Raw genomic sequence first — 20,055 nt, forward strand, 5'->3', positions numbered from 1 at the left:
CCGAGACCGTGGACAACAACGAGACCATCACCATCGGCGTCGACCGCACCGAGAAGGTCGGCAACAACGAGAAGATCAGTATCGGCGCGAACCGCACCGAGGACGTCGGCAGCAACGAGACTATCAGCATCGGCGTCGACCGCACCGAGAAGGTCGGCAGCAACGAGAAGATCAGCATCGGTGCCAATCGCACCGAGGACGTCGGCAACGACGAGACCATCAGCATCGGCGCGAACCGTAGCGAGTCGGTGGGCAACAACGAGACGATCAGCATCGGCGCCGACCGCAGCGAGTCGGTGGGCGCCAACGAGACCATCGACATAGGCGGCAACCAGAGCACCAGCATCGGCAAGAACGAGTCGCGCAGCGTCGGCCAGGGCCGCGATACCTCGGTGGGCAAGGACGATAGCCTGGACGTGGGCAAGAGCTTCACGCTCAACGCCGGCGACTCGATCACCCTGGTCACCGGTGCCGCCAGCATCCGCATGAAGAAGGACGGCAGCATCGTCATCAGCGGCAAGAACATCACCATCGACGGATCCGGGGCGATCAACGTCAAGGCCGACAAGAACGTGGTGGTGAAGGGACGCAAGATCCTCCAGAACTGAAGCGGCGCAGAGCCAGGGAGTCAGCGCATGAGTGTCGAGATCCATCTACCTGGGGCCACGACGGCCCTTCCCGCGCGCCTGGACGGCGTGGTCATCGGCGTCCTCCTCGACGTGCCGGACGCCGCCGCTCCGGTGGTCGCCTATCCCGGTTGCCCGAGCGAGCACGGCCTGGCGGCGGCCACCACCACCCAGCTCAGTCGCGCCGATATCGGCGCCCAGGTGGCTTTGCTGTTCGTCGCCGGCGACCCGCGCCAGCCACTGGTGATCGGGCGTATCCAGCGCCTGCCGCAGGAAGCGTCCGCCCGGCTGGACGGCGAACGCCTGGAGTTCAGCGCCGAACGCGAGATCGTCCTGCGCTGCGGCAAGGCCAGCATCACCCTGACCCGCGCCGGCAAGGTGATCATCCGTGGCGCCTATCTTTCCAGCCGCTCCACCGGGGTCAACCGGATCAAGGGCGGTTCGGTGCAGATCAACTGAGCGCGGCGGGCCCGACATGGAACTGTTGAACGCCACCCCGCTGGCCGCCGCCTACAACCAGGGGCTCGACGCCGAAGGCCGGGAGTCGCTGGTGGTGATCGCCAAGGGCAGTTTCGACCTGCCGCTGGACGGTCGCGAGGCGCGCCTGCTGGACGAGCAGCAGACGCTGCTGATGGTCGATGAATTCTATGGCGAGCCGGGGCTTTCCGCGCCGCGCCGGGAGTGCGAGTTCGTTCCCTTCAAGCCGTTCTGCGATGTGCTGGTGCTGGGCAGCGCCCGGGCGCCCGGCGGGCGGCCGGTACAGCAGTTGACCGCGGGCATCCGCGTCGGCCGGGTGAGCAAGGCGCTGACGGTGCATGGGCCGCGCCAGTGGGAACCGGGATTGCTCGGTGCCGGCGCGGGCGTCGCGCAGCCGTTCCAGCGCCAGGATATTTCCTACGCCAGTGCCTTCGGCGGCAGCCATGCCTCGCCGGACAACCCCGGTTTCATGGATTGCTACATGGCCAATCCGGCCGGATGTGGCTGGTTTCCGCGCAGCGCCGACACCGCCGAGATCGTCGGCACGCCGATGCCGGCCACGGAAAAGCTCGGCGAGCCGGTGGACAGCCCCCACGGCCGCTTCACGCCGATGGCGCTCGGCCCGCTCGGTCGCCACTGGCAGGCCCGGGTCGGCTTCGCCGGCCGCTACGACGACGCCTGGCTGGCCGAGCGCTTCCCGTTCCTGCCCGCCGACTTCGACGAGCGTTACTTCCAGTCCGCGCCGGCCGACCAGTGGACCGACCATCTGCGCGGCGGCGAGGAGGTCCTGCTGCTCAACCTCACCGGCGAGGAGCGCGCGGCCTTCCGCGTGCCGCGCAGGGAGGTGCCGGTGACCTTCTTCCTGAAAAAGGGTGGCCACGAAACCGCGCAGGCGCGGATCGATACCCTGCTGGTGGACTGCGACGCCCGTCGCGTGGAAGTCACCTGGCGTATCCGCCGGCCGTTGAAGCGCAACCTGTTCGAGATCGCCCAGGTGCTGGTCGGCAGCAAGTCCGCCGCCTGGTGGCGCGCCCGCGAGCTGGGCAAGGACTACTACCCCTCGCTTGCCGCACTGGTACGCAGCCGCCAGGCCGAGGAGGACGAGGCATGAGCCAGGCCCTGAGCATCGTCGCCTCCGGCATGGTCAGTGCGGTCGGCCTCAGCGCGCCGGCCAGCTGCGCGGCGATCCGCTGCGCCCTGGACAACTTCCAGGAAACCCGTTTCATCGACCAGGGCGGCGAATGGTTGGTCGGCGCTCCGGTGATGCTGCCCGAGCCGTCCTCCGGCTACGCGCAATTGGTGGGGATGGCTGCCATGGCCATCGCCGAATGTGTGGCCGGGTTGCCTGCCGAGGACATTCGCGAAATGCCGTTGCTGCTTGGCGTTGCCGAAGTCGACCGGCCCGGACGACTGGCGGGGTTGGAGCAGCCTTTGCTACAGGCCATCGAAGAGCGCCTGGGTTACCGCTTCCATGAACGTTCCTGCGTCATCCCGCGCGGTCGGGTGAGCGCCGCGGTGGCGCTCCTCAACGCGCGCAAGCTCATCGAACAGGGGTGTTCGAAGGTGCTGATCGCCGGAGTCGATTCCTACCTGACCGCGGCGACGCTGGCGGCCTACCAGGAACGCGACCGGCTGCTGGGCAGCCACTGCCAGGATGGCTTCATCCCCGGCGAAGGCGCGGCGGCGGTACTGGTGACGGCCGCGTGCGCCAGCGAGGAACCGCAATTGCTGTGCCTGGGGCTGGGGTTCGGGGTGGAGAAGGCTACCGTCGAAAGCGAGGGCCTGCCGCTGCGGGCGGACGGCCTCACCCAGGCGGTGAAAGCGGCGTTCGCGGACTGCGGGTTCGGTTACGAACTTGTCGACTATCGCCTGGCAGACCTCCCCGGCGAGCAGTATTACTTCAAGGAGGCCGCGCTGGCCTTGAGTCGAACCCTGCGGGTGCGCAAGGAGCGCGTCGAACTCTGGAGCCCTGCGGATTGCATCGGCGAGTGCGGAGCGATGACAGGCCCCGCGCTGCTGTGCATCGCCCTTGCCGCCTCACGCAAGGGGTATGCACACGGCCCGCAGGTACTCTGTCATTCGGGCAACGATGCTGGCGAACGGGCCGCGGTGGTGCTTGGCTACCAGCGAGTGAGGGCGAACTAGATGGCCAACGAGGTCTATGCCAACGGCCGCGAGCTCTCCTGCAAGTCGGCCTCGGGGAAATCGATAGCGTCGTTCCCCGACGTCTGCTTCACGCCGCCTCAGGCACCACCGACGCCGTTGGGCGTGCCGGTCCCCTACCCTAATACCGGCATGTCGAAGGACACCACCCGAGGTAGCCGGACCGTAAGGATCACCCGCAAGGAAGTGATGCTCAAGAACAAGAGCCACTTCAAGAAGAGCTACGGCGACGAGGCTGGGCGTGCGCCGAAGAAAGGCATCATCACCAGTACCAATACCGGCAAGGTCTATTTCACTTCATGGTCGATGGACGTGAAGATCGAAGGCCTGAACGTCGTCCGCCATCTCGACCTGACCACCCACAACCACAACCCCTCTCCCGGCAATACCGCGACCTGGCCGCACACCTCGAAGATGAAGGCGGCCTTCAAGCCGGGCGGCAAGTGTGCCGGCATGGAGCACCTGCGCCTGCAGCCCTACAGCAAGGCGTGCCCTAGCACGGCGGGCGGGGGCGCACAGACCGGCCACCACCTGATTCCTGGTCGCTGTATGCGCGGCAAGGCCGGCTACAGCCACTCCAAGGCCCCGGTGATCTGTGTGTCGCGCGGCAACCAGCACCAGGGCTCGCACAAGCGTTGTCACGCGAAGTTCGATCCGGTCGAACTGGACCACTTCGACAAAGGCAAGCCGTTCAAGTACGAAACCGCGCGCAACACCGCGGCTGCTTCGGCAGGGGGAGCGTTGAGCCCGCCGCGCGAGCTGACGAAAAAAGAAAAGGAGTGCGTCGCCTTCCAGCTCGACCAGTACTACAAGGCCAAGCCCAAGAAGGGGCCGGGCTGCACCACCGCCACGAACCTCCGCGCCTCGGGCGCGGCGGGAAAAGTCATACCACCCGCGCGTTCCGCGCCGGCACCTGCGGGACGTCCATAGGAACTGAACCATGGCAAAGAGCGAGACCGCCCTCTATTTCACCAACGTCATTGCGATCGGGCCTCAAGAGGCGCTGCTCGCCGGGCACCTCTACCTGGAGGGCGCGGAACCCAGCGTGACCCGGGTGATGATGATCGACCAGGACGACTGGTTCCACGTCTACGATATCCCCGAAGTCGTCTACAGCGCCCTGCAGAGGAGTCCGCGGCGCGGGCAGCAGAAAGGTGACTACTGCTTCCTGGGACGCGCCGGCCTGTTGCGTGAACACCCGTCCGGGCAGTCCAGCACGGATGCCACGCTGGACATCGACAACGTCTACCTGATGGATCTCTGCGAGGTGGACGGTGAGCTCTATGCCTGCGGCACCCAGAACCAGGTGCTGCGGCAGAACAAGGGCGTTTGGCAGCGTATCGACCAGGGGCTTTATGTCCCCCTGGGGGACGAGGTTACCGCTTGCCTGAACGGTATAGACGGGTTTTCGCGCGACGATGTGTATGCCGTCGGCGATGCCGGCGCCATCTGGCATTGGGACGGCAAGGGCTGGCAGGCATCGGCGGCGCCCACCAACCTGCCGCTCTACTGCGTGCACTGCGCCGCCGATGGCACTGTCTACATAGGCGGTTCCGGCGGCATCCTGCTACGCGGCAGCGCACAGGTCGGCTGGACCGATATCGGCGACCGCGACCTGTGCTCGGAGGTACTGGAGAATATGGTGGAGTTCGCCGGCAAGCTCTATGTGACCGCGACCGACCAGTTGCTCGAGTACGACGGTACGCGCCTGAGTGAGACCAAGGTGCCAGTGCAGGGTAAGAAGGCTTACTACGCCATCGATGCCAAACCCGAGGTGATGTGGGTGGTGGGCGATGAATGCGTGCTCAGCTACGACGGCGGCACCTGGCAGCGTCATGTCTGCCCGGAGAACTGATCGACGATGAATGTCGCCGCTGTCATCGACCAGCACGTCGAGGAGGCCGGCTTTCTGGCGGGGCTGCGCGACCATGCCGTGCGTGCTCCCCACTACGACCTGGCGCACCTGCTGGATCTCGACAATCGGATTGAGGCGCATCTGGATGCGTTGCAGATAGGTGGACTGAGGAGCCTGGACCTGGTGCTGAAGGCGCTGGACACAAACGCCGAGGGAGAGGTTTTCGTCGCTGCGATACTGGTGTTTCGTGGCACGAACGGTACAGCCCTGGCCCAGTTGTGCGAGCACCTACGGCGTTTTCCCGAGGGCGCGCGATTCTTCGCCGCAGCCCTCGGCTGGCTCGACTGGGGCCAGGCGCGGCCCTGGGTGGAGCGCCTGCTGGCCTCGCCCGAGCCGCTGTTCCGCGCCATTGGCCTGGCCGCCTGCGGCATGCACCGGCATGACCCGGGGCCGGCGCTGCTGTCCGCCCTTGGCCACGCCGACCCGGCGGTGCTGGCGCGCGCCGCGCGCACCGCCGGCGAGCTGCGTCGGCGCGACCTGATGGCGAATATCCGCGCCTACCGCGCCCACGACGACCCGAGCCTGCGCTTCTGGGCCAACTGGGCCACCGCGCAGATGGGCGACGAGGAGGCGTTAGGGCCATTGCGTGCGTTCGCCGGGCAGCCCGGCCCATTCCAGCTGCCGGCGACCAGGGTGCTGCTCGCCTGGCAGCCGCGTGACACCAGCATGGCCTGGATTCGCCAACTGATGCAGGCGGCGGACACGCGGCGGATCGGCATCCAGGCCACCGGCCTGTTCGGCGATCCGGTGGCGGTGCCCTGGCTGATCCAGCAGATGCGCGACGAGAGTCTGGCGCGGGTCGCCGGCGAGGCCTTCAGCCTGATCACCGGCGCCGACCTGGCGCTGCTCGACCTGGAGCTGGAGGCCTTGCCCGACTACGACCCTGGCCCCAACGACGATCCCGACGACGAAGACGTCGCCCTCGACGACGATGAGAACCTCACCTGGCCGGACGCGGCGCGGGTTACCGCCTGGTGGCGGGACCACGGCGCACGCTTCGTCGCCGGGCGCGCCTACCTGCTCGGCGAACCTCTGGGCGAGGCGCGCTGCCGCCAGGTCCTGCGTGACGGCCAGCAACGCCAGCGAATGGCTGCGGCGTGCCTGCTGGCGCGCTTCGTGCCGAACCTGCCGCTGTTCCCCACTGGTGCGCCGGTGCGCCGCCAACTGGACCTGTTCTGATAGCTGGCTGGCGCCGGGCGGCCAGGTCATGGCCGCTGGCGCGGTGCGCCGGATTTTCCCATTCGACGAATTTCCCTGCACGTAGCCAACCGGTTGACTGAAACCTTTCACCACTTATGCGGGGCGAATGGAAATGCCACTCGTTTGCCATGATAGCCTGTCGACATCCTCTGGAAATATCGTGAAAAAAGCTGACAACGTGCGAGATAGAGGGATTTTTTAATTTATGGTTAAGCTTCGGGCATTAGCGTTGAGCACCAGAAGTGACCGGCCGGTCACGTAGGTCGCTCTGCGTTTGTTGTGCCTTTTTCCTATGGGGAAAGCGTCGGCAGACGTGGGAAAATTCAATCGATCCATTCATCGAGGTTCCGAACCATGCCAGACCGTATGCGGGGCGTTAAGTCCGATTCTCCAGAGCAGGAAAGCGCTGACGACGCATTGAAAAGGATTGTCGATGGATTCCAGCATTTCCGCCGGGAGGTCTTTCCCGAGCAGCAGGCGCTGTTCAAGAAGCTCGCCAATAGCCAGCGGCCGCGGGCGATGTTCATCACCTGCGCGGATTCGCGCATCGTTCCCGAGCTGATCACCCAGAGTTCCCCCGGCGACCTGTTCGTCACCCGCAACGTCGGCAACGTGGTGCCGCCCTACGGGCAGATGAACGGCGGCGTCTCCACCGCCATCGAATACGCCGTGCTGGCGCTGGGCGTGCACCACATCATCGTCTGCGGCCACTCCGACTGCGGGGCGATGCGCGCCGTGCTCGACCCGCAGACCCTGGAACGCATGCCGACGGTCAAGGCCTGGCTGCGGCACGCCGAGGTGGCGCGCACGGTGGTGGCGGACAACTGCGACTGCGGCGCCAGCCACGACACCCTCGGGGTGCTCACCGAAGAGAACGTGGTGGCCCAGCTCGATCACCTGCGCACCCACCCCTCGGTGGCCTCGCGCCTGGCCAGTGGGCAACTGTTCATCCACGGCTGGGTGTACGACATAGAGAGTGCGCAGATCCGCGCCTACGACGCCAAGCAGGGTCGCTTCCTGCCCCTCGACGGCGAGCATCCGGTGCCGATGGCCACGCCCGCGCCGCGCTACCTGAACTCGTGATAGCGGCGGCCGTGCGGGCCGCCGGATAACAACAGCGTTTTCGCGTCACCTTTCGCCGTTCCTGCCATGGACGACCTCTGGGAAGCCCCGTTCCGGGGCTGAACGGGTCGCTATTACAAGAAAAAACACACTGCGCACACACAACCGGCGCCGGGCCTGGTCCTGGCGTCGCTCCCTCGTCGTGGAAAAAATTCGCAGGAGAACTGTGCCATGCATGTTTCAAAGGTGTTTCCGTCCCTCCGGGACACGTTGCCGCGGGACCTGATGGCCTCCGTGGTGGTGTTCCTCGTCGCCCTGCCGCTGTGCATGGGCATCGCCATCGCCTCCGGGATGCCGCCGGCCAAGGGCCTGCTCACCGGCATCGTCGGTGGCCTGGTGGTCGGCTTCCTGGCCGGCTCGCCGCTACAGGTCAGCGGCCCGGCGGCCGGCCTCGCGGTGCTGGTCTTCGAACTGGTGCGTACCTACGGGGTGGCCATGCTCGGGCCGATCCTGCTGCTCGCCGGCGCCATCCAGCTGCTCGCCGGGCGGCTGCGCCTGGGCTGCTGGTTCCGGGTCACCTCGCCGGCGGTGGTATACGGGATGCTCGCCGGCATCGGCATCCTCATCGTCCTTTCGCAATTGCACGTGATGCTCGACCTGGCGCCCAAGGCGTCCGGCCTCGACAACCTGCTGGCATTCCCCCAGGCGGCGTTCGCCGCGCTCGGTTCGCTGGGCATGGACAGCGGCCTCGACGCGGCGCTGCTCGGGCTGGGCACCATCGCGGTGATGTGGGGCTGGGACAAGCTGCGTCCGCAACGCCTGCGCTTCCTACCCGGCGCGCTGCTCGGCGTGAGCCTGGCGACCCTGGCCAGCCTCTGGCTGGCGCTGGACGTGCGGCGGGTCGAGGTACCGGCCAACCTCGGCGAGGCCATCGACTGGCTACGCCCGGCCGACCTGCTGGCTCTGGCCGATCCCTCCCTGCTGCTGGCGGCGGTGGTGGTGGCCTTCATCGCCAGTGCGGAGACCCTGCTCTCGGCGGCGGCGGTGGATCGCCTGCACGACGGCCCGCGCTCGGACATGGATCGCGAGTTGTCCGCCCAGGGGGTCGGCAACATGCTCTGCGGCCTGCTCGGCGCGCTGCCGATGACCGGGGTGATCGTACGCAGCTCGGCCAACGTCAACGCCGGTGCGCGAACCCGCGCCTCGGCGATCTTCCACGGCCTCTGGTTGCTCGCCTTCGTCCTCCTGCTCGGCAGCCTGCTGCGGCAGATTCCGGTGGCGAGCCTGGCCGGGGTGCTGGTCTATACCGGGGTCAAGCTGGTCGATTTCAAGGCCCTCGGCAACCTCTCTCGCTACGGCCGGATGCCGATGCTGGTGTACGCGGCCACCGCTCTGGCCATCGTCTTCACCGACCTGCTGACCGGCGTGCTGGTGGGCTTCGCCCTGACCCTGCTGAAGCTGGTGCTGAAGGCGGCGCGGCTGAAGATCGCCCTGCGCTACACCGGCGAGCATGAAGCCGAGCTGCGCCTGAGCGGCGCCGCGACTTTCCTCAAGGTGCCGGCGCTGTCGCGGGTGCTCGACGAGGTCAAGCCGGGGACCACCCTGCACGTACCGATGGATAACCTCAGCTATGTCGACCATGCCTGCATGGAGCTGCTCGAGGATTGGGGGCGGATGGCACCGGTGCAGGGCTCGCGCCTGGTGATCGAACCGCGCGCCTTGAAGCGTCGCCTGGAAGGGCGCCTGCGCGGCAGCGTCGGGTTGGGCGGCGCGCGCAGTGGCGGGGCGGTCAGCCCAGGCTGAGTTCCACCCCGAGCTGCTTCGACAGGCACGGCCACTGCTGCCAGGCGGCGACCACCCGCGGGTTCTTCAGGTTCTCGCGGTAGGCGCGGGCCGAGTCGGCGTCGAAGGTGGTGGCGTCGAGCATGTTCTCCACTGCATGGTGGACGGCTTCGTCCAGCCGGTTGGCGAAGGGCTCGCCGATCAACTGGTGGGCCACCAGGTTGGCTACGGTGGTGTCCAGTGGGATCAGTGCCTGGCCGAAGTGGGCGATGTAGCGGTCGTTCACTTCTTCCACCAGGCGGTGCGCCAGGTAGGCTTCGTCGAGCAGGGCGTCGAGGCCGTCGTGGCCGGCGAGCAACGCCGGCGGGGTGAGGAAGAACTGCTCGGCGACCTTCAGCACCGGCTTGATCCGTTCCTCGATGCCGGCTTCGCGGGCCACGCTGTTGGCGGCGTCGAGCAGGTCCGGTACCTGTTCGACGTAGGCGTGGACGAAGCGGGTGAGTATGTCTTCCGTGTTCTCGCCTTGCGGCTGGATGGTGCGATGCAGGCGGGGCAGGCGGCTGGCTATCAGATCAGCCAGGTGACCGTGGCGGGCTTCGCTGAGGTGCGCCTGCTGGATGAGTTCACGGAGGGCAGCGGTGTTCATGGGTTCTCCCATACAACGGGGATGGTGAAGAAGAGGAGAAACATAGCCGGCGGCGCGCGCCGGCTAAGACGCGATTGTCATAATCGCTTCGTGGTTATGCGAAGATGATATATCAGGCGGCCACCATTCGCCTGCAAAGCCACGCCGCTCGCGGCTTTTAGAGAAGAATCGGCACTTTCCAGCGACGTTTTTACGCTGCGTTGTTATGTCGCAGCCGCTGTCTATACTCCCACTCGAATGCTGAACCTGATGAACCCGGCCTGCCTTGCTGTGTGCCGAGGTGCGACGGTCAAAGTTCGTTGTCTTGGCGGTCCACCCCTTGGCCGTTGGCGTCTGCCGGCGGGATAAAAACAACGATAAGGGGAACCCGAATGCTGCGACATCCACGAGTCTGGATGGGCTTCCTTTTGCTCTCGGCGATCAGCCAGGCGAATGCCGCCTGGACGGTCAACATGGCCCCGGGCGCTACCGAGGTGAGCCGGTCCGTCTTCGACCTGCACATGACCATCTTCTGGATTTGCGTGGTGATCGGCGTGCTGGTCTTCGGCGCGATGTTCTGGTCGATGATCGTCCACCGCCGCTCCACCGGCCAGCAGCCGGCGCACTTCCACGAGAGCACCACGGTGGAAATCCTCTGGACGGTGGTGCCGTTCGTGATCCTGGTGGTGATGGCGGTGCCCGCCACCCGCACCCTGATCCACATCTACGACACTTCCGAGCCGGAGCTGGACGTGCAGGTCACCGGCTACCAGTGGAAGTGGCAGTACAAGTACCTGGGCCAGGACGTCGAGTACTTCAGCAACCTGGCCACCCCGCAGGACCAGATCCACAACCGGCAGGCGAAGGACGAGCATTACCTGCTGGAGGTGGACGAGCCGCTGGTGCTGCCGGTGGGCACCAAGGTGCGCTTCCTGATCACCTCCAGCGACGTGATCCATTCCTGGTGGGTGCCGGCCTTCGCGGTCAAGCGCGACGCCATCCCCGGCTTCGTCAACGAGGCCTGGACCAAGGTCGACGAGCCCGGCATCTACCGCGGCCAGTGCGCCGAGCTGTGCGGCAAGGACCACGGCTTCATGCCGATCGTGGTCGACGTCAAGCCCAAGGCCGAGTTCGACCAGTGGCTGGCCAAGCGCAAGGAAGAGGCGGCGAAGGTCAAGGAACTGACCAGCAAGGAGTGGACCAAGGAAGAACTGGTCGCGCGCGGCGACAAGGTCTACCACACCATCTGCGCCGCCTGCCACCAGGCCGAAGGCCAGGGCATGCCGCCGATGTTCCCGGCGCTGAAGGGCTCGAAGATCGTCACCGGGCCCAAGGAGCACCACCTGGAAGTGGTCTTCAACGGCGTGCCCGGCACCGCCATGGCGGCCTTCGGCAAGCAGCTCAACGAGGTCGACCTGGCCGCGGTGATCACCTACGAGCGCAACGCCTGGGGCAACGACGATGGCGACATGGTCACCCCGAAAGACGTCGTCGCCTACAAGCAGAAACAACAATAGGAGACCGCCATGAGTGCTGTGATCGATACGCCCGACCACCATGCCGGCGACCACCACCACGGACCGGCCAAGGGCCTGATGCGCTGGGTGCTGACGACCAACCACAAGGACATCGGCACCCTCTACCTGTGGTTCAGCTTCATGATGTTCCTGCTCGGCGGCTCGATGGCCATGGTGATCCGCGCCGAGCTGTTCCAGCCCGGCCTGCAGATCGTCGAGCCGGCGTTCTTCAACCAGATGACCACCATGCACGGCCTGATCATGGTCTTCGGCGCGGTGATGCCGGCCTTCGTCGGCCTGGCCAACTGGATGATCCCGCTGATGATCGGCGCGCCGGACATGGCTCTGCCGCGGATGAACAACTTCAGCTTCTGGCTGCTGCCGGCGGCCTTCGGCCTGCTGGTCAGCACCCTGTTCATGCCCGGCGGCGGCCCCAACTTCGGCTGGACCTTCTACGCGCCGCTGTCGACCACCTTCGCCCCGCACAGCGTGACCTTCTTCATCTTCGCCATCCACCTGGCCGGGATCAGCTCGATCATGGGCGCGATCAACGTGATCGCCACCATCCTCAACCTGCGCGCCCCGGGCATGACCCTGATGAAGATGCCGCTGTTCGTCTGGACCTGGCTGATCACCGCGTTCCTGTTGATCGCGGTGATGCCGGTGCTGGCCGGCGTGGTGACCATGATGCTGATGGACATCCACTTCGGCACCAGCTTCTTCAGCGCCGCCGGCGGCGGCGACCCGGTGCTGTTCCAGCACGTGTTCTGGTTCTTCGGCCACCCCGAGGTGTACATCATGATCCTGCCCGCCTTCGGTGCGGTCAGTGCGATCATCCCGACCTTCGCGCGCAAGCCGCTGTTCGGCTACACCTCGATGGTTTACGCCACCGCCAGCATCGCCTTCCTCTCCTTCGTGGTCTGGGCGCACCACATGTTCGTGGTCGGCATCCCGGTCACCGGCGAGCTGTTCTTCATGTACGCCACCATGCTGATCGCGGTGCCCACCGGGGTGAAGGTGTTCAACTGGGTGACCACCATGTGGGAGGGTTCGCTGACCTTCGAGACGCCGATGCTGTTCGCCGTGGCCTTCGTCATCCTGTTCACCATCGGCGGCTTCTCCGGACTGATGCTGGCGATCGCCCCGGCGGACTTCCAGTACCACGACACCTACTTCGTGGTCGCCCACTTCCACTACGTGCTGGTGCCCGGCGCGATCTTCGGCATCTTCGCCTCGGCCTACTACTGGCTGCCGAAGTGGACCGGCCACATGTACGACGAGACCCTCGGCAAGCTGCACTTCTGGATGAGCTTCATCGGCATGAACCTGGCGTTCTTCCCGATGCACTTCGTCGGCCTCGCCGGCATGCCGCGACGGATCCCCGACTACAACCTGCAGTTCGCCGACTTCAACATGGTCTCGTCGATCGGCGCCTTCATGTTCGGCACCACCCAGTTGCTGTTCCTGTTCATCGTCATCAAGTGCATCCGCGGCGGCAAGCCGGCCCCTGCCAAGCCCTGGGACGGCGCCGAGGGCCTGGAGTGGAGCATCCCCTCGCCGGCGCCCTACCACACCTTCAGCACCCCGCCCGAGGTCAAGTGAGGAGCGCGCCATGAGCGATGCCAAGGTCGATACCCGCCGCCTGGTCGGCCGCCTGCTGCTGGTGACCGTGCTGATGTTCGCCTTCGGCTTCGCCCTGGTGCCGCTCTACGACGTGATGTGCCGCGCCCTGGGGATCAACGGCAAGACCGCCGGCAGCGCCTACAACGGCGAGCAGCAGGTGGATGTCGGGCGCGAGGTGAAGGTGCAGTTCATGACCTCGAACAATATCGACATGGTCTGGGAGTTCCGCTCCGCGGGCGACCAGTTGGTGGTGCATCCCGGCGCGGTGAACCAGATGGTGTTCTACGCGCGCAACCCGAGCGACAAGCCGATGACCGCGCAGGCCATCCCGAGCATTGCCCCGGCCGAGGCTGCCGCCTACTTCCACAAGACCGAATGCTTCTGTTTCACCCAGCAGGTGCTGCAACCCGGTGAGAGCATCGAGATGCCGGTGCGCTTCATCGTCGACCGCGATCTGCCCAAGGATGTGCGGCACGTGACGCTGGCCTACACCCTCTTCGATATCACTGCGCGGAAGCCGCCCGTACCGGTTGCGGGACGATAAGGAGAACAACATGGCAAGCCACGAACACTATTACGTCCCCGCCCAGAGCAAGTGGCCGATCATCGCCAGCATCGGCCTGCTGGTGACGGTGTTCGGCCTGGGTACCTGGTTCAACGACCTCACCGCCGGCCACAAGGAATCCCATGGCCCGTGGATCTTCTTCGTCGGCGGGCTGATCATCGCCTACATGCTGTTCGGCTGGTTCGGCAACGTCATCCGCGAGAGTCGCGCCGGACTCTACAGCGCGCAGATGGACCGCTCGTTCCGCTGGGGCATGAGCTGGTTCATCTTCTCCGAGGTGATGTTCTTCGCCGCCTTCTTCGGCGCGCTGTTCTACGTCCGCCACTTCGCCGGTCCCTGGCTCGGCGGCGAGGGTGCCAAGGGCGTGGCGCACATGCTCTGGCCGAACTTCCAGTACAGCTGGCCGCTGCTGCAGACCCCGGACCCGAAGCTGTTCCCGCCGCCGAGCGCGGTGATCGAGCCGTGGAAGCTGCCGCTGATCAACACCATCCTGCTGGTCACCTCCAGCTTCACCGTGACCTTCGCCCACCACGCCCTGAAGAAGAACAAGCGCGGCCCGCTCAAGGCCTGGCTGGCGTTGACCGTGCTGCTGGGGATCGCCTTCCTGATCCTGCAGGCCGAGGAGTACGTGCACGCCTACAACGAGCTGGGCCTGACCCTCGGCGCCGGTATCTACGGCTCGACCTTCTTCATGCTCACCGGCTTCCACGGCGCCCACGTGACCCTCGGCGCGCTGATCCTCAGCATCATGCTGATCCGCATCCTGCGCGGTCACTTCGATGCCGAGCACCACTTCGGCTTCGAGGCCGCCAGTTGGTACTGGCACTTCGTCGATGTGGTCTGGATCGGCCTGTTCATCTTCGTCTACGTGATCTGACCGCCACCGGGGGAATCAGAAATGCCAGGGCGCGTGGCTGTTCAGCTCGCCGCTGTAGAAGCCCCAGGCGACCAGCGCCAGGGTCGCCGCGGCGAGCACCACGCGGACGGTCAGCGAATTGACCACGCGGGAACCATGGCCCTGGTCCTTGACCAGGAAGAACAGGCCGCTGAACAGGCTCACCAGGGTAGCCAGCAGTAGCAGGACGATCGCCACTTTCAACATGGTGGGACTCCGGCGATGGGGGGATTCATGCAGTATAGCCAGCGCCTCGGGGAGGCCGGACGCAATGACAGACGCAGCATGCGTGGCGCGTTCCGCCCCGGCCTGCTGCCGACCCTGGTAGTCCTCGGCCTGCTGCCGGTGCTGCTCTGGCTGGGCACCTGGCAGTTGCAGCGGGCCGACGAGAAGCGCGCCCTACTGGCCAGCTACGAGGCCCGGCGCGGCGCCGAGCCGGTGTCGCCCGGGCAGCTAGAGGGGCTGCGCGACCCGGCGTACGTCCGCGTGCGCCTGCACGGCCGCTTCGACGAGCGGCATACGCTGCTGCTGGATAACCGGCTGCGCAACGGGCAGGCCGGGGTCGAGGTGCTGCAACCCTTCTACGACCAGGCCAGCGGCCTCTGGCTGCTGGTCAACCGCGGCTGGGTCGCCTGGAGCGACCGACGCTCGCCGCCGGCGCTGGAAACCCCCGACCGCGTCCTCCTGCTCGATGCCTGGACCTACCTGCCGCCACCCGGCGGTCTGCACCTGGCCGACGCGCCGGCCGGCGGCTGGCCGCGCCTGGTGACCCAGCTCGACATCCCGGCGCTGTGGCAGGCCTTCGGTCGCGCCGGGCTGCCCTGGGAAATCCGCCTGGAACCGGGCGACGCCAGCTTCGACACCGACTGGCCCCTGGTCTCGATGCCGCCGGAGCGGCACACCGGCTACGCCGTGCAGTGGTTCGCCCTGGCGACGGCCCTGCTCGCCCTCTACCTCTACCTCGGTGTGCGCCGCGCACGGGAGAAAAACCATGAGTCTCGCGATTCCGATGCCTGAACGTCCGCGCCGCGCCCGTGGCCGCCTGCAACTGCTGGCGATCATCGGCCTGGTGGTGGGGCCGATGCTGCTCGCCAGCGCCATGTACAAATGGAATTTCTGGGTGCCGCAGGGGCGCAGCTACAGCGGCGCGCTGATCGGCAACGGCCAGACCCCCGCCGACCTCGGCGTGCAGGGACGCAGCCAGGGCGAGCAGTGGCAACTGCTGGTGACCGCGCCGGGCACTTGCGGCGAGGACTGCCAGCAACTGGTCTACCTGGCCCGCCAGGTCAACATCGCCCTCGGCCGCGAAGCCTCGCGCGCCGGCCACGCCCTGGCCGCCAGCGGCGAGCTGCCGGCGGCCTTCGCCAACCTGGTGAGGCAGGACTACCCGCGCCTGCAGCGCTACGGCCTGGACCCGGCCCTGTACGACAAGGCCGGCGGCGGCGAGCGGCCGCTGCTGTGGGTGGTCGACCCGCACGGCAACCTGGTGCTGCGCTACGACGCCAAGGCTAACGGCAAGAAGCTGCTGAAGGACGTGCAACTGCTGCTCAAGCTCTCGCATATCGGTTGATCGGCGTGGCCGGCGCGGTTCCCGGCCCGATGAGGACAGAACGACAAGAAAAAGGGGCCCGCGAATGTCAGGCGCAACCCGCAAACCCGGTTTCACCGTCGCCGTGCTGGCGACCCTGCTGGCCGCCGTGGTGGTCCTGCTCGGCGCCTATACCCGGCTGACCCACGCCGGCCTCGGCTGTCCGGACTGGCCAGGCTGCTACGGCTTCGTCCACGTGCCGCTGAGCGAGGCGCAACTGGCCCACGCCGAACTGCACTTCCCCGACGCCCCGGTGGAGGCGCAGAAGGGCTGGAACGAGATGATCCACCGCTATTTCGCCGGCGCCCTCGGCCTGCTCATCCTTGGCCTGGCGTTGCATGCGCTGGTCCGCCGCGGGCGCGACGGCCAACCGCTGAAGCTGCCGCTGTTGCTGCTCGCGGTGGTGATCGCGCAGGCCGCCTTCGGCATGTGGACGGTGACCCTCAAGCTCTGGCCGCAGGTGGTCACCGCCCATCTGCTCGGCGGCTTCACCACCCTGGCGCTGCTCTTTCTCCTCGCCCTGCGCCTCTCCGGACGCTTCGCGGCGCGGCGCTACCCGGCGGCGACCCGCGGCCTGGCGGGGCTGGCCCTGCTCCTGGTGATCGGCCAGATCGCCCTCGGCGGCTGGGTCAGCAGCAACTACGCGGCGGTGGCCTGCATCGACCTGCCCACCTGCCATGGCGAGTGGTGGCCGCGGATGGACTTCGCCAACGGCTTCCACCTGACCCAGCACATCGGCCCCAACTACCTCGGCGGCCAGCTCGACAGCGACGCGCGCACGGCGATCCACATGACCCACCGGATCGGCGCGCTGTGCGTGACCCTGGTCCTCCTGCTGCTCGCCTGGCGCCTGCAGCGCAGCGGCCTGGTCTGGCCGACCGCGCTGATGCTGCTCGGCCTGTCGCTGCAGATCGGCCTGGGCATCAGCAACGTGCTGCTGCACCTGCCGCTGCCGGTGGCGGTGGCGCACAACGGCGGTGGCGCCCTGCTGCTGCTCAGCCTGGTGCTGGTCAACTATCGCCTGCGCGCGCCGGCCAGCGTCCGCGCGCCGGCACCGTTGCCGCAGCGCGTGCGCCGCACGCTGCCGCCGGCGCAAGGTTCGCGGCTGAAGGCCGCCTGACAGACAGAAGGATGGAGGTAAGGATATGGCCACCGTCATCGATCGCCACAGCCAGCCGACCTGGCGCGACTTCCTCGAACTGACCAAGCCCAAGGTCGTGGTGCTGATGCTGATCACCTCGCTGATCGGCATGCTGCTCGCCACCAAGGCGCCGCTGGATGGCTTCGTGCCCTGGCAGGTGCTGATCTTCGGCAACCTCGGCATCGGCCTTTGTGCCGGCGCGGCGGCGGCGGTCAACCATGTGGTGGACCGGCGCATCGACTCGATCATGGCGCGGACCCACAAGCGGCCGCTGGCCGAGGGCCGGGTGTCGCCGAGCATGGCGCTGGGCTTCGCGCTGCTCCTGGCGCTGGCCGGGATGGCCGTGCTGCTGGCCTTCACCAACCCGCTGACGGCCTGGCTGACCCTCGCCTCGCTGCTCGGCTATGCGGCGCTCTACACCGGCTTCCTGAAGCGCGCCACGCCGCAGAACATCGTCATCGGCGGGCTCGCCGGGGCGGCGCCGCCGCTGCTCGGCTGGGTCGCCATCACCGGCCACCTGAGCGCCGAGCCGCTGTTGCTGGTACTGATCATCTTCGCCTGGACCCCACCGCACTTCTGGGCGCTATGCATCCACCGCAAGGACGAATACGCCAAGGCCGACATCCCGATGCTGCCGGTGACCCACGGCGAGCGCTACACCAAGCTGCACATCCTGCTCTATACCCTGGTGCTGTTCGCGGTGAGCCTGATGCCGTTCGTCATCCACATGAGCGGGCTGGTCTATCTGCTCTGCGCCCTGGCCCTGGGCGCGCGCTTCCTCGACTGGGCCTGGGCGCTCTACTGTGACAGCCGGCCACATGCGGCGATAAAGACCTTCAAGTACTCTATCGTCTACCTGTTCCTGCTGTTCATGGCGCTGCTGGTGGACCACTATCTGCCGCTGAAGCTGCTTCTCTGATCCCACTCTAGAGCCTTGCCCACCCATGACTCGAGTCAACAAGACCGTCCTCGTCCTCGTCGCCCTGGTTGCCCTGGTCCTCGGCCTCACCGTGCACAAGGTGCTCACCGCCCAGCGCCAGGCCGATCCCACCGTGCTGCTCGACGCCGGCATCGTGATCCTGCCGCAGACGCGCAAGGTGCCGGCGCTGGAGTTCACCAACCAGGACGGCCAGGCGGTCAGCACCGCCAGTCTCAAGGGTCGCTGGCACCTGCTGTTCTTCGGCTACACCTTCTGCCCCGATGTCTGCCCGACCACCCTCGCCCAGCTCCGCGAATTGCAGGGCAAGCTGCCGCAGGAGGTGCGCGACGACCTGCAGGTGGTATTCGTCAGCGTCGATCCGAACCGCGACACGCCGCAGCAGATCAAGCAATACCTGGGCTACTTCAACGCCGGCTTCCAGGGGCTCACCGGTACTCCGGAGAACATCCAGAAGCTGGCCAACGCCATGAGCATCCCCTACATCCCCGCCGACACCAGCAAGCCCAACTACACCGTCGACCACAGCGGCAACCTGGTGATCATCGGCCCGGACGGCGAGCAGCACGGCTTCATCCGCGCGCCGCTGAACAACGCCAAGCTGGAAGCCCAACTGCCCGGCGTGCTCAAGCCGCAGGCCTGATTCCCTACCCTCCCCCCACCGTCCGCGGCGTTCCGGGCCTCAGGCCCGGCGCATGCCGATGTGCGGGATGTCGTCTTCCAGGTAGACCTCGGTGACCGCGACGAAGCCATAGCGGCCGTAGTAGGCCTGCAGGTGGGCCTGGGCCGAGAGGTACACCGGGGTGTCCAGCCAGAGGCGCTCCGCCGCCTGCAGCGCGCGTTCCATCAACTGGTGACCGAGCCCCTGGCCGCGCGCGGCCGAGGAACTGACCACCCGGCCGATCACCACCTGGCCCTCGTGGCGAACCGGGTCCAGCAGGCGCAGGTAGGCGAGCAACTGGCCGTCGCGCCAGGCCATCAGGTGATGGGTATCGCCGACCAGGTCGAGGCCGTCGACTTCCTGGTAGGGACATTTCTGTTCCACCACGAAGACCTCGGTGCGCAATTGCAGCAGCGCGTAGAGTTCCTTCAGGGTGAGGTCGGCGTGGTGCTTGCAGGTCCAGTCGAGCGACATGGTCGGGATTCCGGGACAGGAGACAGGAACGCGGTTATGCCATGGGCGGCGGGCCGCTGGAAAGGCGTGGCCGGTCGGTTTCGTTTCAGAACCCACGCGGCTATCCTTTGCCGAACGGCTGGAGGTGTCTCATGCGTTGGGAAGAACTGAGCGAACAACCCTGTTCGCTGGCGCGGGTGCTGGCGATCCTCGGCGATCGCTGGACCCTGCTGGTATTGCGCGACTGCTTTCTCGGCGTGCGCCGTTTCGACGACTTCGAGCGCAGCCTCGGCGTGACCCGCCACGTCCTCGCCGACCGCCTCAAGCGCCTTGTCGAAGCGGAGATACTGGCCAAGGTGCCCTACCAGGAAAGGCCGCTGCGCGAGGAATACCGGCTTACCGAGAAAGGGATGGAACTGTACCCGGCCATCCTTTCCCTGGTGAACTGGGGCGACCGCCACCTCGCCGGCGTCGAGGGGCCGCCACTCGAGCATGTGCACAAGCATTGCGGCCAGCACATGCATGGCGTGCTGGTCTGTTCCGAATGCGGTGAGCCGCTGCACGCGTGGGACGTGACGGTACGCGAGGGGCTGTTCTGGAAGGGGCGCCTGCTGCGGCGCGGCTTAGCGTTCCAGGCCTGGCCGCCGACGCGAATCGGCGGATAACGCCGATGGCGTTACGGCAGGAAGGACGCTGTCGTACCAGGCTCCGCCGACCGGTCCCCGCTCTTCAGGGAGAGGACGTGCCGGGCAGGCCGCGACAGGCAGAGTAATTGGTGCGCGGATATCACTCGAGGCCTTGCCAGTTGACAAGTTCCTTTTAAGA

Annotated in this window: 21 protein-coding genes and 1 pseudogene; 19 read left to right on the top strand and 3 right to left on the bottom strand. The window is 66.7% G+C overall.

Features of this window, described 5'->3' with window-relative positions; translation table 11 throughout:
- The 9 genes and pseudogenes from vgrG1b to HMPREF2924_RS31970 all read left to right on the top strand — a co-directional run.
- A pseudogene (gene vgrG1b, locus HMPREF2924_RS31930) lies at positions 1-608 on the top strand (type VI secretion system spike protein VgrG1b); the annotation flags it as partial.
- A gap of 27 nt (positions 609-635) precedes the next feature.
- Positions 636-1,085 carry a DUF6484 domain-containing protein gene (locus HMPREF2924_RS31935; protein ID WP_003083695.1) on the top strand — a complete coding sequence of 150 codons (450 nt, stop codon included), beginning with the start codon at positions 636-638 and terminating at the stop codon, positions 1,083-1,085.
- 16 nt (positions 1,086-1,101) lie between these two features.
- Positions 1,102-2,214: a DUF2169 family type VI secretion system accessory protein gene (locus HMPREF2924_RS31940; protein ID WP_023081672.1), complete on the top strand. Its 1,113-nt coding sequence runs from the start codon at positions 1,102-1,104 to the stop codon at positions 2,212-2,214.
- A complete protein-coding gene (locus HMPREF2924_RS31945) occupies positions 2,211-3,248 on the top strand; it encodes a 3-oxoacyl-ACP synthase (protein WP_003110648.1) in 1,038 nt (345 codons plus the stop codon). Before HMPREF2924_RS31940 ends, HMPREF2924_RS31945 begins: the two co-directional genes overlap by 4 nt.
- Positions 3,249-4,196, top strand: coding sequence for a DUF4150 domain-containing protein (locus tag HMPREF2924_RS31950; protein WP_003123791.1), 948 nt, complete (start codon positions 3,249-3,251; stop codon positions 4,194-4,196).
- Positions 4,197-4,206: 10 nt separating this feature from the next.
- Positions 4,207-5,121: a WD40/YVTN/BNR-like repeat-containing protein gene (locus HMPREF2924_RS31955; protein WP_003110650.1), complete on the top strand. Its 915-nt coding sequence runs from the start codon at positions 4,207-4,209 to the stop codon at positions 5,119-5,121.
- 6 nt (positions 5,122-5,127) lie between these two features.
- Complete coding sequence (locus HMPREF2924_RS31960) at positions 5,128-6,360, top strand: TIGR02270 family protein (protein ID WP_003128308.1); 1,233 nt, start codon at positions 5,128-5,130, stop codon at positions 6,358-6,360.
- A gap of 375 nt (positions 6,361-6,735) precedes the next feature.
- Positions 6,736-7,464, top strand: coding sequence for a carbonic anhydrase (locus HMPREF2924_RS31965; protein ID WP_003083701.1), 729 nt, complete (start codon positions 6,736-6,738; stop codon positions 7,462-7,464).
- Positions 7,465-7,674: 210 nt separating this feature from the next.
- Positions 7,675-9,246 carry a SulP family inorganic anion transporter gene (locus HMPREF2924_RS31970; RefSeq protein ID WP_003128311.1) on the top strand — a complete coding sequence of 524 codons (1,572 nt, stop codon included), beginning with the start codon at positions 7,675-7,677 and terminating at the stop codon, positions 9,244-9,246.
- Here the strand turns inward: HMPREF2924_RS31970 and HMPREF2924_RS31975 are convergent.
- Complete coding sequence (locus tag HMPREF2924_RS31975) at positions 9,233-9,871, bottom strand: hypothetical protein (RefSeq protein ID WP_003083705.1); 639 nt, start codon at positions 9,869-9,871, stop codon at positions 9,233-9,235. The genes HMPREF2924_RS31970 and HMPREF2924_RS31975 overlap by 14 nt on opposite strands.
- 371 nt (positions 9,872-10,242) lie before the next feature.
- Here HMPREF2924_RS31975 and coxB point away from each other — a divergent pair, with 371 nt between their 5' ends.
- Genes coxB through HMPREF2924_RS31995 form a run of 4 tightly spaced genes read left to right on the top strand, consistent with a single transcriptional unit; the run spans position 10,243 to position 14,432 of the window.
- Positions 10,243-11,367, top strand: coding sequence for a cytochrome c oxidase subunit II (gene coxB, locus HMPREF2924_RS31980; RefSeq protein WP_003101203.1), 1,125 nt, complete (start codon positions 10,243-10,245; stop codon positions 11,365-11,367).
- Between the two features lie 9 nt (positions 11,368-11,376).
- A complete protein-coding gene (ctaD, locus tag HMPREF2924_RS31985; protein ID WP_003083723.1) occupies positions 11,377-12,969 on the top strand; it encodes a cytochrome c oxidase subunit I in 1,593 nt (530 codons plus the stop codon).
- 10 nt (positions 12,970-12,979) lie between these two features.
- Entirely contained in the window at positions 12,980-13,534 is a 555-nt protein-coding gene (locus HMPREF2924_RS31990) for a cytochrome c oxidase assembly protein (RefSeq protein ID WP_003110652.1), read from the top strand.
- A gap of 10 nt (positions 13,535-13,544) precedes the next feature.
- Positions 13,545-14,432, top strand: a complete 888-nt coding sequence (locus HMPREF2924_RS31995) for a cytochrome c oxidase subunit 3 (RefSeq protein WP_003083728.1) — start codon at positions 13,545-13,547, stop codon at positions 14,430-14,432.
- Between the two features lie 15 nt (positions 14,433-14,447).
- Here HMPREF2924_RS31995 and HMPREF2924_RS32000 read toward each other — a convergent pair whose 3' ends face one another.
- A complete protein-coding gene (locus HMPREF2924_RS32000; RefSeq protein WP_003110653.1) occupies positions 14,448-14,657 on the bottom strand; it encodes a twin transmembrane helix small protein in 210 nt (69 codons plus the stop codon).
- 15 nt (positions 14,658-14,672) lie between these two features.
- On the opposite strand from HMPREF2924_RS32000, the gene HMPREF2924_RS32005 reads away from it, so the two are divergent.
- The 5 genes from HMPREF2924_RS32005 to senC all read left to right on the top strand — a co-directional run bounded on the left by HMPREF2924_RS32005 (position 14,673) and on the right by senC (position 18,759).
- The gene (locus HMPREF2924_RS32005) at positions 14,673-15,467 is read left to right on the top strand and encodes an SURF1 family protein (protein ID WP_003128316.1); all 795 of its coding nucleotides are present in this window, start codon (positions 14,673-14,675) and stop codon (positions 15,465-15,467) included.
- A complete protein-coding gene (locus tag HMPREF2924_RS32010; protein WP_003110655.1) occupies positions 15,442-16,020 on the top strand; it encodes a hypothetical protein in 579 nt (192 codons plus the stop codon). The genes HMPREF2924_RS32005 and HMPREF2924_RS32010 overlap by 26 nt, the downstream gene beginning before the upstream one ends.
- Positions 16,021-16,084: 64 nt before the next feature.
- Entirely contained in the window at positions 16,085-17,158 is a 1,074-nt protein-coding gene (locus HMPREF2924_RS32015) for a COX15/CtaA family protein (RefSeq protein ID WP_003128317.1), read from the top strand.
- 25 nt (positions 17,159-17,183) lie between these two features.
- Positions 17,184-18,098: a heme o synthase gene (gene cyoE / locus HMPREF2924_RS32020; protein WP_003083746.1), complete on the top strand. Its 915-nt coding sequence runs from the start codon at positions 17,184-17,186 to the stop codon at positions 18,096-18,098.
- A 25-nt stretch (positions 18,099-18,123) separates the two neighbouring features.
- Complete coding sequence (gene senC, locus HMPREF2924_RS32025; protein WP_003083748.1) at positions 18,124-18,759, top strand: cytochrome c oxidase copper chaperone SenC; 636 nt, start codon at positions 18,124-18,126, stop codon at positions 18,757-18,759.
- Between the two features lie 39 nt (positions 18,760-18,798).
- Here the strand turns inward: senC and HMPREF2924_RS32030 are convergent, their stop codons facing one another.
- On the bottom strand, positions 18,799-19,251 hold the full coding sequence (locus HMPREF2924_RS32030; protein ID WP_003083750.1) for a GNAT family N-acetyltransferase: 453 nt from the start codon (positions 19,249-19,251) through the stop codon (positions 18,799-18,801).
- Between the two features lie 131 nt (positions 19,252-19,382).
- Here HMPREF2924_RS32030 and HMPREF2924_RS32035 point away from each other — a divergent pair, with 131 nt between their 5' ends.
- Positions 19,383-19,895 (top strand): winged helix-turn-helix transcriptional regulator, encoded by a 513-nt coding sequence (locus HMPREF2924_RS32035; protein WP_003128320.1) that lies wholly within the window; start codon positions 19,383-19,385, stop codon positions 19,893-19,895.
- Positions 19,896-20,055 lie beyond the last annotated feature (160 nt).

The sequence above is a fragment of the Pseudomonas sp. HMSC063H08 genome (genome assembly GCF_001813645.1).
Classification (GTDB): Bacteria; Pseudomonadota; Gammaproteobacteria; order Pseudomonadales; family Pseudomonadaceae; genus Pseudomonas; species Pseudomonas aeruginosa.

Bases quoted from the DNA above. Each gene is read 5' to 3' on its own strand.
- HMPREF2924_RS31945 (WP_003110648.1), top strand. From the start codon at position 2,211: ATGAGCCAGGCCCTGAGCATCGTCGCCTCCGGCATGGTCAGTGCGGTC.
- coxB (WP_003101203.1), top strand. From the start codon at position 10,243: ATGCTGCGACATCCACGAGTCTGGATGGGCTTCCTTTTGCTCTCGGCG.
- HMPREF2924_RS32030 (WP_003083750.1), bottom strand. From the start codon at position 19,251: ATGTCGCTCGACTGGACCTGCAAGCACCACGCCGACCTCACCCTGAAG.
- HMPREF2924_RS31960 (WP_003128308.1), top strand. From the start codon at position 5,128: ATGAATGTCGCCGCTGTCATCGACCAGCACGTCGAGGAGGCCGGCTTT.
- HMPREF2924_RS32005 (WP_003128316.1), top strand. From the start codon at position 14,673: ATGGGGGGATTCATGCAGTATAGCCAGCGCCTCGGGGAGGCCGGACGC.
- HMPREF2924_RS32000 (WP_003110653.1), bottom strand. From the start codon at position 14,657: ATGTTGAAAGTGGCGATCGTCCTGCTACTGCTGGCTACCCTGGTGAGC.
- HMPREF2924_RS32015 (WP_003128317.1), top strand. From the start codon at position 16,085: ATGTCAGGCGCAACCCGCAAACCCGGTTTCACCGTCGCCGTGCTGGCG.
- HMPREF2924_RS31995 (WP_003083728.1), top strand. From the start codon at position 13,545: ATGGCAAGCCACGAACACTATTACGTCCCCGCCCAGAGCAAGTGGCCG.
- HMPREF2924_RS31955 (WP_003110650.1), top strand. From the start codon at position 4,207: ATGGCAAAGAGCGAGACCGCCCTCTATTTCACCAACGTCATTGCGATC.
- HMPREF2924_RS31965 (WP_003083701.1), top strand. From the start codon at position 6,736: ATGCCAGACCGTATGCGGGGCGTTAAGTCCGATTCTCCAGAGCAGGAA.
- HMPREF2924_RS31940 (WP_023081672.1), top strand. From the start codon at position 1,102: ATGGAACTGTTGAACGCCACCCCGCTGGCCGCCGCCTACAACCAGGGG.
- HMPREF2924_RS31950 (WP_003123791.1), top strand. From the start codon at position 3,249: ATGGCCAACGAGGTCTATGCCAACGGCCGCGAGCTCTCCTGCAAGTCG.
- HMPREF2924_RS32035 (WP_003128320.1), top strand. From the start codon at position 19,383: ATGCGTTGGGAAGAACTGAGCGAACAACCCTGTTCGCTGGCGCGGGTG.
- cyoE (WP_003083746.1), top strand. From the start codon at position 17,184: ATGGCCACCGTCATCGATCGCCACAGCCAGCCGACCTGGCGCGACTTC.
- ctaD (WP_003083723.1), top strand. From the start codon at position 11,377: ATGAGTGCTGTGATCGATACGCCCGACCACCATGCCGGCGACCACCAC.
- HMPREF2924_RS31970 (WP_003128311.1), top strand. From the start codon at position 7,675: ATGCATGTTTCAAAGGTGTTTCCGTCCCTCCGGGACACGTTGCCGCGG.
- HMPREF2924_RS32010 (WP_003110655.1), top strand. From the start codon at position 15,442: ATGAGTCTCGCGATTCCGATGCCTGAACGTCCGCGCCGCGCCCGTGGC.
- HMPREF2924_RS31935 (WP_003083695.1), top strand. From the start codon at position 636: ATGAGTGTCGAGATCCATCTACCTGGGGCCACGACGGCCCTTCCCGCG.
- senC (WP_003083748.1), top strand. From the start codon at position 18,124: ATGACTCGAGTCAACAAGACCGTCCTCGTCCTCGTCGCCCTGGTTGCC.
- HMPREF2924_RS31990 (WP_003110652.1), top strand. From the start codon at position 12,980: ATGAGCGATGCCAAGGTCGATACCCGCCGCCTGGTCGGCCGCCTGCTG.
- HMPREF2924_RS31975 (WP_003083705.1), bottom strand. From the start codon at position 9,871: ATGAACACCGCTGCCCTCCGTGAACTCATCCAGCAGGCGCACCTCAGC.